This is a genomic window from Paraburkholderia sp., assembly GCF_034668105.1.
Taxonomy (GTDB): Bacteria; Pseudomonadota; Gammaproteobacteria; order Burkholderiales; family Burkholderiaceae; genus Paraburkholderia.
In genome coordinates, this window is sequence record NZ_JAXDPY010000543.1 from 1 (window position 1) to 12076 (window position 12076).

The 12076-nt window shown below is 62.6% G+C and carries 12 protein-coding genes; 7 read left to right on the forward strand and 5 right to left on the reverse strand.

Annotated elements, in window-relative coordinates:
• Positions 1-630: enolase C-terminal domain-like protein (locus QOC89_RS24030; protein WP_323047300.1), on the forward strand; the 630-nt coding region annotated here is incomplete at its 5' end.
• A 71-nt stretch (positions 631-701) separates the two neighbouring features.
• Here QOC89_RS24030 and QOC89_RS24035 read toward each other — a convergent pair.
• Both QOC89_RS24035 and QOC89_RS24040 read right to left on the reverse strand, forming a co-directional pair.
• On the reverse strand, positions 702-1631 hold the full coding sequence (locus QOC89_RS24035) for a dihydrodipicolinate synthase family protein (RefSeq protein ID WP_323047301.1): 930 nt from the start codon (positions 1629-1631) through the stop codon (positions 702-704).
• A 41-nt stretch (positions 1632-1672) separates the two neighbouring features.
• Entirely contained in the window at positions 1673-2671 is a 999-nt protein-coding gene (locus tag QOC89_RS24040; protein ID WP_323047302.1) for a D-glycerate dehydrogenase, read from the reverse strand.
• Between the two features lie 143 nt (positions 2672-2814).
• Between QOC89_RS24040 and QOC89_RS24045 the strand changes: the two genes are divergently transcribed.
• Genes QOC89_RS24045 through QOC89_RS24055 form a run of 3 tightly spaced genes read left to right on the forward strand, consistent with a single transcriptional unit; the run spans position 2815 to position 6188 of the window.
• The gene (locus QOC89_RS24045; protein ID WP_323047303.1) at positions 2815-4554 is read left to right on the forward strand and encodes an IlvD/Edd family dehydratase; all 1740 of its coding nucleotides are present in this window, start codon (positions 2815-2817) and stop codon (positions 4552-4554) included.
• 52 nt (positions 4555-4606) lie between these two features.
• The gene (locus QOC89_RS24050) at positions 4607-5350 is read left to right on the forward strand and encodes a GntR family transcriptional regulator (RefSeq protein ID WP_323047304.1); all 744 of its coding nucleotides are present in this window, start codon (positions 4607-4609) and stop codon (positions 5348-5350) included.
• Between the two features lie 31 nt (positions 5351-5381).
• Positions 5382-6188, forward strand: coding sequence for an NAD(P)-dependent oxidoreductase (locus QOC89_RS24055; RefSeq protein WP_323047305.1), 807 nt, complete (start codon positions 5382-5384; stop codon positions 6186-6188).
• A 203-nt stretch (positions 6189-6391) separates the two neighbouring features.
• Here the strand turns inward: QOC89_RS24055 and QOC89_RS24060 are convergent, their stop codons facing one another.
• A complete protein-coding gene (locus tag QOC89_RS24060; RefSeq protein WP_323047306.1) occupies positions 6392-7093 on the reverse strand; it encodes a fumarylacetoacetate hydrolase family protein in 702 nt (233 codons plus the stop codon).
• Between the two features lie 89 nt (positions 7094-7182).
• A complete protein-coding gene (locus tag QOC89_RS24065; RefSeq protein ID WP_323047307.1) occupies positions 7183-8142 on the reverse strand; it encodes a helix-turn-helix transcriptional regulator in 960 nt (319 codons plus the stop codon).
• Positions 8143-8491: 349 nt separating this feature from the next.
• Between QOC89_RS24065 and QOC89_RS24070 the strand changes: the two genes are divergently transcribed.
• The gene (locus QOC89_RS24070; RefSeq protein ID WP_323047308.1) at positions 8492-9523 is read left to right on the forward strand and encodes a GSU2403 family nucleotidyltransferase fold protein; all 1032 of its coding nucleotides are present in this window, start codon (positions 8492-8494) and stop codon (positions 9521-9523) included.
• Here the strand turns inward: QOC89_RS24070 and QOC89_RS24075 are convergent.
• Positions 9516-10457 (reverse strand): LysR family transcriptional regulator, encoded by a 942-nt coding sequence (locus QOC89_RS24075; protein ID WP_323047309.1) that lies wholly within the window; start codon positions 10455-10457, stop codon positions 9516-9518. The genes QOC89_RS24070 and QOC89_RS24075 overlap by 8 nt on opposite strands.
• A gap of 127 nt (positions 10458-10584) precedes the next feature.
• On the opposite strand from QOC89_RS24075, the gene QOC89_RS24080 reads away from it, so the two are divergent.
• Together QOC89_RS24080 and QOC89_RS24085 are read left to right on the forward strand one after the other, a co-directional pair.
• Positions 10585-11622 (forward strand): ABC transporter ATP-binding protein, encoded by a 1038-nt coding sequence (locus QOC89_RS24080; protein ID WP_323047310.1) that lies wholly within the window; start codon positions 10585-10587, stop codon positions 11620-11622.
• A partial coding sequence (locus tag QOC89_RS24085) for an ATP-binding cassette domain-containing protein (RefSeq protein WP_323047311.1) occupies positions 11619-12076 on the forward strand: 458 nt, incomplete at its 3' end. The genes QOC89_RS24080 and QOC89_RS24085, both read left to right, overlap by 4 nt.

A 12076-nucleotide genomic window follows, 5' to 3' on the forward strand; every position in this document is an offset into this window, starting at 1 on the left:
CGCGCCGTGAAGATGAAGGTAGGGCGGCTCGATCCGCGCAGCGAGGAAGCGCGGATCAGGGCGGCACGGGACGCGATCGGTGACGACGTGCTGTTGATGCTCGATGCCAACAACGCCTGGTCCGATGTTCCGACCGCACTCGAATACATGCGCCGGTACGAGCCGTTCAACCCGTACTGGATAGAAGAGCCGTTCAGTCCCGACGACATCGAGAGCCATGCGCAATTGAGCCGGCGCACGCCGGTGACCGTCGCGACCGGCGAGATAGAAGCAGGGCGTTGGCGGCATCAGGAGCTGCTCGACAAGCGCGCGGCGATGATCCTTCAATCCGACGCGGCGGTGTGCGGCGGGATCAGCGAATGGCGACGGATTGCGGCGTCGGCCGCGGCCGTGGGTGTGACGATGTGCCCGCACTGGTTCCACGATCTGCACGTGCATCTGGTGGCGTCGACGAGCAATGCGCGCTATGTCGAATTTTTTCCTGACGATCAGGTGCTGAATTTCCGTCGGCTAGTGGATACGCAACTGTCGTTCGCGGACGGCCAGCTGACCGTGCCGACGCGTCCGGGCCTCGGGTTCGACTTCGATGAAGCCGCGCTGAACGAATACGCGCTGGACGACTGGGCGTGAAGCCGAAGCGGTGAATAGCCGGGAAACACCCGCTGGTTGCGCATGCAACCAGCGGGTGTTTCTTCAGGGCATCAGGCGGTGACTTCGATACCCGGCATCGAGAAGCCGATTTCGCGGAGTGCGGCGGCGAGCGCATCGCATTGCACGGGCGTCAGATCGACGAGAGGAGGACGGACGACGCCCCACTCGGGATCGTTCGAATACACCCCGATCGCCGCCTTGAGCGCGGGGATCATCGGGAACCTGGCGAACGTCGCGCGCGTGACGTCCAGTGCCGCCTGACGGGCGTCGGCATCAGCCGACTGCCAGTGACGATACAACTGCACGATCGCCCCCGGGTTGACGTTTCCGGTTGCCGTGATGCAGCCGACGCCGCCCGCTCGCATGGTGGCCAGCAGGAAGGTTTCGCTGCCGGCGAACACATCGAAGCCATGCGGCTGGAAGCGCTCGAGCATGGCCTGCGTGTTGCTCCAGTCGCCCGAACTGTCTTTCACGCCGGCGATCACGCCCGGGAAAGCAGCGAGCAGCCGCTCGATCAGCGCGAGGCTGAGCGGCACCTGCGACACGGGCGGGATGTGATACAGATAAATGCGCAGGGCGTCGGAACCGACGCGCTCGATGATCTGCGCATAGCTGCGGAACAGGCCTTCGTCGGTGACGCCCTTGTAGTAGAACGGCGGCAGCATCAGCACATTGTTCACGCCCAGCGAAAGCGCATGGCGGGTCAGTTCGACAGTGTCGGTCAGGGCCGAGCAGCCGGTGCCCGGCATCAGACGATCGAGCGGAATGTCTGCGCCAACCAATGTTTCGAGCAGCTTCATTTTCTCGCTGACTGCCAGCGAATTCGCTTCCGAGTTGGTGCCGAAAACAGCGAGTCCGACGTCCTGTTCGATCAGCCATCGGCAATGATGGACATAGCGGTCGTGATCGGGAAGAAGATCTTTCGTGAACGGCGTGACCACGGGCGAGTAGACGCCGCGCGGCCGGTTGACTGAGGTCATCGCGTGTTCCTATTGATTGGGGGTGGGGTGTTTCGCGCCATTCAGCCGGCGATCTGTTGCGCCGGCGAGCGGGCGTGGAGCGCTTCGGGATTGACACAGGTCGACGAGAGCTGGCCGTCGAATGCATCGATGAGATTGCGGACCGCGCGCATGGCCATGTTCTCGCGCGTCTGTCGCGTGGCGGAGCCGATATGCGGCACAGCTACCACGTTCGGCAACTGGAGCAGCGGCGAGTCCGGCGACACCGGTTCGCGCTCGAACACATCGAGACCGGCGCCGAGAATGCGGTTTTCACGCAGATGCGCGATGAGGGCGGCTTCGTCGACAACCTGTCCGCGCGCACAGTTGATGAGAATGGCCGACGGCTTCATGGCGCCGAGCTCGGCGCTGCCGATCAGGCGCTCGGTAGCCGGTGAGAGCGGCACGAGCACGCAGACAAAGTCCGCAGTCGCAAGCAGTTCGGGAAGCGGCCGCCATTGCGCGCCGTAGCGCTCCTCTGCCTCGAGGTTGCGGGAGCGGTTGGAATAGATCACGTCCATGCCGAAGCCGAGCGCGGCGCGTTTGGCGACCGCGCTGCCAATGCGCCCAAGTCCGACGATGCCCAGCGTTTTGTGATGCACGTCGACACCGAATTGCGCCTCGCCGATAGTACGCGTCCACTGGCCGCGCCGCGTCCAGTCGGCGAGCTCGGCAATCCGCCGGGCGGTCGCGAGGATCAGGCTGAACACGAGGTCGGCGGTGGTTTCGGTGACTTCTTCCGGCGTATTCGTCAGCACGATGCCGCGGCGCGAGAGTTCGGGCACATCGAACGCGTCGAAGCCCGCCGAAATGGTGGACGCAACCTCGAGCAGGGGCGCAGCATCAAGGATCTCAGGCGTGATCTTGAGATTGTTGCCGACCATTCCATGAGCCGTGCCCAAGGCGCGCCTGAACGGCGCGAGGTCGCCGGAGGAAACGTCGACCAGCTCGACGGAACAGTGCTCACGAAGAAGCCCCAGTACGGCTGGAGGCAACGAACGGTAGGCCACGACATGCTTCATGAAGACCTCAGCAGAATGCTGTGAAAGAGAGTTGACAGGCGGCATCGACCGCAACAAAAAGAATCGCTTGCGGACAGACTATAAGTATCGGTAAGATCGCCGTCAAGATTATTGATAATCCTATCGGAAATTCAGGAGCAGTAATGAGCGAGAAGAAAAGCGGCTTGCGGCAGGGCCTGACGAACTACGGCGATGAGGGTTTCTCGCTTTTTCTGCGCAAGGCGTTCATCAAAGGCGCGGGCTATACCGACGACGCGCTGTCGCGTCCGATCGTGGCCATCGCGAATACGGGCAGTGCCTACAATCCGTGCCACGGCAACGCGCCGCAGTTGATCGAGGCGGTCAAGCGTGGCGTGATGCTGGCGGGCGGGTTGCCCGTCGAATTCCCGACGATTTCGATCGCGGAGAGTTTTTCGCATCCGACCAGCATGTACCTGCGCAATCTGATGTCGATGGACACGGAGGAGATGATCCGGGCCCAGCCGATGGATGCGGTGGTGCTGATCGGCGGCTGCGACAAAACCGTCCCAGCGCAGTTGATGGGTGCCGCGGCGGCGGGCGTTCCCGCTATTCAACTGGTGACGGGTGCCATGTTGACGGGCTCGCATCGCGGTGAACGGGTGGGGGCATGTACGGACTGCCGTCGCTTCTGGGCGAGCTTTCGCGGCGACCAGATCGACGAAGCCGAAATCGAAGCGGTCAACAATCAGCTGGTCGCGACGGTCGGAACCTGTTCGGTGATGGGAACGGCAAGCACGATGGCCTGCATTGCGGAAGCCTTGGGCATGATGCTGCCGGGCGGTGCGTCCGCGCCTGCCGTGACGGCCGATCGCATCCGTATTGCGGAGCGCACGGGCGCGCAGGCTGTGGCGATGATCGGGAAGAACCTGAGTCCGACCACCATCCTGACGCCCAAGGCAATCGAAAACGCATTGCGGGTGCTGCTCGCAATCGGCGGCTCGACTAACGGCATCATTCACCTCACGGCCATTGCGGGCCGGCTCGGGATTCGCATCGACCTCGAGCAGCTCGACCGGATGGCGCGCGAGACGCCGGTGCTCGTCGATTTGAAGCCGTCTGGACAGCACTACATGGAAGACCTGCATCGCGCCGGCGGCCTGACCACGGTCATGCGCGAAATGAAGGGCCTGTTGCATCTCGACGCGCTCACCGTGACCGGCCGTACGCTCGGCGAGGAACTGGATCTCGCGCCGGCGAGCTTCCCGCAGGAAGTCGTCCGCCCGTTTGCCCGCCCGATCTTTCCGCAAGGCGGTATCGCGGTGCTGCGTGGCAATCTCGCACCGGGCGGCGCGATCATCAAGCAGTCAGCGGCAAGCGCCAGCCTGATGGAGCACGAAGGCCGTGCCGTCGTCTTCGAAGACGCAGAGGACCTGGCTCGCCGTATCGACGATCCGGAACTGGACGTGGAAGCGCACGACGTACTCGTGCTCAAGCGGATCGGTCCGGTCGGCGCCCCCGGGATGCCGGAAGCGGGCTACATTCCGATTCCGCGCAAGCTCGGCCGCCTGGGCGTGAAAGACATGGTGCGCATTTCGGATGGCCGCATGAGCGGCACGGCGTCCGGTACCGTGGTCCTGCACGTGACACCTGAAGCGGCGATCGGCGGCCCGCTCGCAATTGTCCAAACGGGCGACCGGATTCGCCTGAGCGTGGCGGAGCGGTCGATCGAACTTGCCCTTAGCGACGAGGAAATCGCAGCGCGTCTCGCCGCGTTGCCGCCGCGCCAGGTCGATCCCGACGAGCGTGGTTATCGCAAGCTCTTTCTGACTACGATCACTCAGGCCGACGAGGGCTGCGACTTTGATTTTCTGCAAGCGTCCCGTATGACCGCGACCGTTCCCGGCAACGGAAACAAGGGTTGAAGGTCATATTTTCGTATAGGCTCGCGGCTTAGATCATTTTGCGGATCCTTTTATGAGCAACGCTGCCAAGCCCAAACGTTCCGACGCGCCCACCGCGAAGGCGGTCGAGCGCGACCGCAATATCGACGAGACGCTGCGCAGCGTCTCGGACGAGCTCGAGGAACAGATCGTCCTTGGCGTTCTGCATCCGCGTGAACGGCTCGTGGAAGACGATCTGTGCGAGCGCTTCAATCTGAAGCGCCACGTCGCGCGTCAGGTGCTGGTGGAAGTGGAGCGGCGCGGCCTGGTGGAGCGCCGCAAGAATGTCGGCGCGCTGGTCAAGTCGTTTACACCGCGCGAGGTCACCGAGCTGTATGCGCTACGCGAATTGCTGGAAGCAGACGCGGCGAAGCGCATCGTTTTTCCGGTGAGTAGCGAGGCGCTCGCCGCCTTGACGGCGATTCAGGCAGAGCACGACGAAGCAGCCCTCGCCGGCGATCTGCGGCGCGTGTTCCGCGCGAACATGGCTTTTCATCATGCGTTCTTTGCGCTGTCGGAAAGTCAGGTGCTGACCGAGGCGATTCACGAGTATGAACGCCGCACGCATGCCATCCGTTCGGTATCCATCGTGTTTCCTCAGTATCTGGAGAAGGCTCGCGCCGAGCATCACCAGATGATCGAGGCGCTTCGAACCGGCGACCGGGAAGCGTTGATCAAGTTATGCCAGGAGCACCTGGTGCCATCGCGCGATGCGTATCTTGAAGCGCACCATCGCCGCTCGGCCGGCTACGCCGTTCAGAAAGGCGAAACCGATTAATCGTATTACCTGAATCACAGAGAGGGTATCAATGACTCGAGTACTGATTACCGGCGCGGCCGGTCACATTGGACGTGTGCTGCGCGCCGGTTTCCAGGGCCACTATGAATTGCGCCTTGCCGACATTGCGCCGCAGGCCGAGGCGCAGGCAGGCGAGGAAATCGTGACCGCGGACATCACGCGGCTGGAAGAGCTTGTGCCGGTAATGAAGGGCGTCGACGTCGTCGTGCATCTTGCCGGCATTCCTGACGAGGCTCGCTGGGAGCGCATCCGTGATATGAACATCGAGGGCTGCTACAACGTGTTCGAAGCGGCGCGGCAAGCGGGCGTCAAGCGCGTGGTGTTCGCGAGTTCGAACCATGCAGTGGGTTTTCAGCGTCGCGACAGGATGATCGACAATGCCGTCGAGCCGCGTCCTGATAGCCGCTACGGTGTCTCGAAGGTGTTCGGCGAGGCGCTTGGCCGGATGTACGCCGACAAGCACGGCATGTCGGTTGCCTGCATCCGGATCGGCTCGTTCCGCCCGGACAATCGGCCAACCGTACCGCGCCACCTCTTCACATGGATCAGCCATCGCGACATGGTGCAGGTGGCGCGCCGCTGTATCGACTATCCGGAGTTCCACTTCGCCGTCGTTTATGGCGTATCGAATAACGCGCGCAATCGCTGGGACAATGCCAACGTGCGCTATCTCGGGTACGTGCCGGAAGATGACGCCGAACTGTATGCGGCCGAGATCGAGGCAGCGGGAAAAGTGGAAGATGCGCGTGAAGCGCTGTTTCACGGCGGTCCCGGCTGCCTTGTCGAATTCGACGGTGATCCGCTGCGGATCGATTGAGCGCGGCGGTCCGTCGCCGGGACGAGTGCGCCGCGTTCAGGCGGCGGTCGTGAATTGGCATCCTTCATGACCCGACGACAAGAACCTGGGTGGACGTTGAACAACCGCGTCCACGTTCGAATCTCCCTGCGAAAAGTGCCTTCGGTTCGCACCGGTCGCACGGGTTCGCAGGGCGGATCTTGCGGCGACTTCCTGGGCTTCGTTCAGCCGGCCAGCGGACCGACCTCGAAACTGAAGTTCGCAATGCCATCCACACCGCCTGTGACCTTGTCGCCCGGGCTCAGTGCGGCGACGCCAGCAGGCGTTCCGCTGAAGATGAGGTCGCCCGGCTTCACAGTCACGGACTGAGACACATAGCTGATGATGTCTGCGATAGGCCAGATCATCTCGCTGAGATCGCCTTGCTGACGGACTTCGCCATTCACGGACAACCAGATCCGGCCGTTCGACGGATGCCCTGTCGCGGATGCCGGTTTGATCTCGCTCACCGGCGCGGACGCGTCAAAGCCTTTCGCCCAGTCCCACGGACGGCTCAGTTTCTTCGCCGTCGCCTGAAGATCCCGGCGGGTCAGATCGACGCCGACTCCGTAACCCCAGACATGGTCGAGGGCGTTTTCGGGGGCGATGTCCTTGCCTTCCTTGCCGATCGCAATGACGAGTTCAATCTCGTGGTGCAAGTCGGCGGTAAGGGGCGGGTACGGCAGGACGCCGGCCGCCGGCACGACGGCGTCGGCAGGCTTGGAGAAAAAGAACGGAGGATCGCGGTCCGGGTTGGCGCCCATTTCGCGCGCATGGTCTGCGTAGTTGCGCCCGACACAAAACACGCGGCGCACGGGAAAGCGGCTCGTCGAGCCGCTGACGGCAACGGACGTGATCGCAGGGGGTGTCACTGAGTATTCGGACATGGTAAGCCTCGCTAAGAGTATTGGCCTACCCACGATATCGCCCTGCGAACGCAGCGTGCAGGACAAATCCGCTCAACACCAGGACGATCTTACTGTGCGTCCTTGCGCGCGGTTGCGCCACCGTTTGGTTGAATCGCACTGTGGTGCATGTCGCGAAAGTCGCTCGGAGATTGACCGACCGACTGACGAAACCGCCGCGAAAAATAGGCTTCGTCGCGATAGCCGACCAGAAACGCAATGTCCTTGATGCGCCGGTTGTCGTTTGCCAGCAGATCCTTTGCACGAGCAATGCGCCGCTCGGTTACCCACTCGACAAATGTGCGGCCCGTCTCTTTCTTGATCAGATGCGTCAGATAGTTCGGCGATAGAAACGCGGCGGCGGCGGCAGAGGTGAGCGACAGTGCGTCGTTCGCAAGATTTGCATTGACGTGACGGTCGACGCGGACGAGCGCGTCTCGCCGGCCAAGTCTTTGAACGTTACGCGAGGAAAGCCGAAGTAACGGATCCGCGTAGCGCTGACATACGATCCCGATCAGCTGAAGCAGGTAGCCGCGCAGGAGGGCGGTCGCACCGAAGCGGCGCGTCTCATTGACCGCCAGCATGCGTGACAGAACCGGTTCGATTTCGGCGAGATCGGCGTCCTCCAGAATGAAGTCGATGTACTCCTGAAGCCTGAATGGTGCGAGTTCCGGCGCCTGCGTGATCGACACATCCTCGAGGTCCAGAAAATCTTCGATGCCGTCCGTATTGGCGCGTAAAAACGCTTGCGCAAAGTTGATGACAATGAAGCGTGACTGCGCGGGATGCGGTATCAGATGCAAGCGATGCGGCAAGATAAAGGCGACCGCGCCTGCGGGAAATGGCCGGCGTACTCCGCCGATGTGCTGTTCGGTATCACCGCCGAGGTTGATCTGAATCTGAAAATATTCGTGCTTGTGCGGCTCTTCAATCGCTGGGCGTGTGGCCTGGTCGCGGATGTAGAAATCGAGACGATCGCTTCGCTCGGGCATCGCATAAGTGCGTGATACCGCCGCCGGTGAAGCCTTCATGGCTGCGTGCTCCAATTGATTCATGGTCGCCGGAGCGTTGCACCCTTGACGGCGCCATTGGGCGCGAGGGTAGCTTGAGATGATGCATGGCTGCACCCGGACGCCTGATGAGGCGCTTCCTCGCTGCCGGTCGAGCTACTGTATCAGACCATAAGTCGTCATGTGAAGATGTGCCGCGCTGAAGCGGTGCGCACAGGCCGCTGGTGCCCGTGCGGATGCTTTCAGTGGCGATCAGCTGCCTCAAACTTGCTCCGAGAATTTATACCTTATAAAACTATAGAAAGGTATAAAATAAGCGGCCTGTCATTTATACCTTATAATCAAAAAAACAGGTATAGGTATCACGATCATGCCGAACTTCCACAACGACGCCCTTCAAACCCTCTATTCCTCTGTAACCGAGTACGCCGGCACGCAAACGTCGATTCCCCTGCATTCGCCAGGATCGGCTGCGCGCAAGACAGTCGACGGGAAGACCTATCTCTACTGGCGGGTTTATCTGGCGTCCGGCAAGCACAAGGAAACCTCGCTAGGCCGATTGGGAGAACCGGCTACCGATGCGGCGCTCGAGGCCAAGATGATCGAGGGCGCGGAGATGCGGGCGATCGGGGCAGACGTTCAGCTGTTGCGCAAGGCCGGCTTTGCCGCGGCCGACAACTCTTCGGCGTTGACCATTGCAACGCTGTTCAACGCCGGCATCTTCAACCACGGCGGGGTGCTTGTCGGCTCGCACGCGTTTGGCGCGCTTCTGAATAGTCTGGGTGTTCGTCAGCCGGCCAATTACAAGACCGAGGACATCGACATCGGCAGCGCGGGTTCAATTTCGCTTGCCATCCCGGAAGACCGTAGCTTTCTCGAGATTCTGCGCGACAGCAGCATTTCGTTTCTCGAAGTACCTGAACTGGACTCCCGTAGACCATCGACGTCGTTCAAGGCAAGGGGTCAGCCTTTGAAAGTCGATCTGCTGGTGCCGGGCACGGACGCGTATGAAGCCAAGCCACTGCCGCATCTACGCGCCCACGCGACCGGGCTGCCATACTTCAAATACCTCGTATCTGACACGGTTCGAGGCTTCATCCTCGGCAAGGAACACGTCGTTCCGGTGCAGTTGCCTGACCCCGCGAGATTCGCCCTTCACAAGCTTATCGTCAGCACGCTACGGGACGCTTCACGCGCAGCCAAAGCGGATAAGGATCGCCGTCAAGCCTGTGTGTTGATTGACGCGCTGATGGAAAAATTTCCGGACTGGCTCACGATTGCGGCCGATGAGCTGGAGGAGGGCGCCCGCCCGAAGGTGGCCAAGGCTTCGGCGCTTGCCTTGCGGCTAAGCCTGGATCTGTCGGAGCGCACACGCGACTTTCTGGGGAACCTGGTTACCTAGGCATCCGGACTTGCGGCGGGCGCACCTCGCCCCGACGGTCAACGCCGAGCACGCGCCACAAGCGTGCTACTACAAGCGCCGCTCCGTCGCTGTGCAGCGTATCGATAATCGCCTGCGTGATGCCGGGCCGGTCATAGGACGCGCGCTGGATCATGCCGACCGTGCGCAACATCGGCGGATCCGAAATCGACAGTACGCGTAGCAATGGATCGTTGTGCCAGTTGCCGCGATGGAGAAGCGGCAATACTGTAACGCCGACATTTTCGCGCACCAGCGCGACGATCGTCTCGATCGAGTTGAGTTCGAGGTATTCGTTCACCGTCACGCCGGCGGTCTCAAGGGCATGCTCGACGACGCGCCCGGTGCGCACCCGCCGGTCGAAGCGCAGAAAGGGGTGGCTGCACAGAATCCGCCGCGGATCGTTGTCGCCGATTTCGCGGCTCACCACCAGCATCAACGGCTCCGTGTACAGGGTCGTCCACTTCAGCGTGTCGGGCAGCGTCGTGTCGGCATGCGCGACGACCGCCGCCACATCGACCTCGCCCCCTTCGACCATCCGCGCCAGTTCGTCGGAACGCGACGACAGCAGCCGCACGTCCAGTTGCGGATGCGCGGCCTTCAAACGCGCGACGACCAGCGACAGCGCGCCGATCACCGACACCACCGCGCCGATGGTCACCGGCCCGACCATCGAATCCGCCGGCGTCGCCTCGAGTTCGGCCAGCAGGTCGAAGATCTGCTCGACCTTCGGCCAGATCTCCTGTCCGTGGCGGCTCAGCGCGATCTGCCGACCGCTGCGGTCGAACAGCTGGCGGCCGAGCGCCTGTTCAAGCGCGCGCATCTGCAAGCTGACGGCCGCCTGGGTCAGCGCGACCCGCCCGGCGGCGGCGGCGAATGATCCGCTGCGCGCGACGGCCCGAAAGGTTCTCAACATGCGCAGCGTCGCGTCGCTCATACTCAAGAAAAATTTAACTGTGAGTAAGAAATATTAATATTTTTCCGCATGACGCGCACCACATAATCGCCGACAGGACAGCCTTGAACAGGACTAGCAAGCCGATATGGAGTTTCCCAGCACGGCCGATGCCGACCGCCGACCGATTCTGGAGGTCCGCGGCTTTTCGTTGAAGTTCTCGCGCGCCGCCGAAGTACCTAACCTTGTTCACGACGTGTCGTTTTCAGTGGGCACCGGCGAGACGCTTTGCATCGTTGGTGAATCGGGCTGCGGCAAGAGTGTGACGTCGCTCGCGCTGATGGGTCTGCTCGCGAGCCCGCCGGCGCACCGCGTCGCCGGCACCGCGCACTTCGAAGGCAAGGACCTGTTCTCGCTGTCCGAGCGCGAACTGGCCGATATTCGCGGCAATCGGCTGTCGATGATCTTTCAGGAGCCGATGACGTCGCTGAACCCGGCGTTCACGGTCGGCGAGCAGATCGGGGAGAGCATCCGCCGGCATCGCCATGTCGAGCGCGGGCAGGCACGCGAGCAGGCGCTCGAGATGCTGCGGCTGGTGCGGATCCCGGCGCCCGAAACCCGGCTCGATGCGTATCCGCATCAGCTTTCCGGCGGCATGCGTCAACGCGTGATGATCGCGATGGCGCTCGCGAACCGCCCGCGCCTGTTGATCGCCGACGAGCCGACCACCGCGCTCGACGTGACGATTCAGGCACAGGTGCTGTCGCTCATCAAAAATCTGCAAGCCGAGACCGGCACCGCGATGGTGTTGATCACGCACGACCTCGGCGTCGTCGCGGAAGTCGCCGACCACGTGGCGGTGATGTACGCGGGACGCATCGTCGAATACGGCACCGTGGCCGATCTGTTCGACGATCCGCAACATCCCTACACGATCGGCCTGATGGGCGCGATTCCGTCGGTCGGCAAGCGCGAAGGCGCGCTCGCGACGATCCGCGGGTCGGTGCCGTCACCCGAGTTGATGCCGCACGGCTGCCGCTTCGCGCCGCGTTGCCCGTTCGCCGAGCAACGCTGCATCGACGCCGCGCCGCCCGACAAGGTGATCGGCGGCGTGCATCGCGTCGCCTGCTGGCTCGCGCCGGTCGAACAGGTCGCCGCGCCGCTCTCGCGCAAGGAAATTGCATGACGACGCCTACTACACCGACGCCGTCCGCGGACCCGGCCTCGAATTCGCCGACGCCGATCATCGAGGCGCGCGCGCTGACAAAGCACTTTGGCGGCACGCGGCAGCTCTTCACGCGCACGCCGATCGTCTACGCAGTCAATGACGTGTCGTTCACGGTTCACCCCGGCGAGACCTTCGCAATCGTCGGCGAATCGGGCTGTGGCAAGTCCACGCTGGGCCGCTTGCTGCTCCGTTTGATCGACTCGACAAACGGCCGCGTCTTCTACCAGGGCAAGGACATCACGCATCAGCAAGGCGCGCCGCTGCGGCGGCTGCGCCGCGAAATGCAGATCATCTTTCAGGATCCGTTCGCGTCGCTCAATCCGGGCATGACGATCGGCCAGATCGTCGGCGAGCCGATCGCACTGCATGGGCTCGCGCACAACGGCGCCGAGCAACGCGAGCGCGTCGCGCA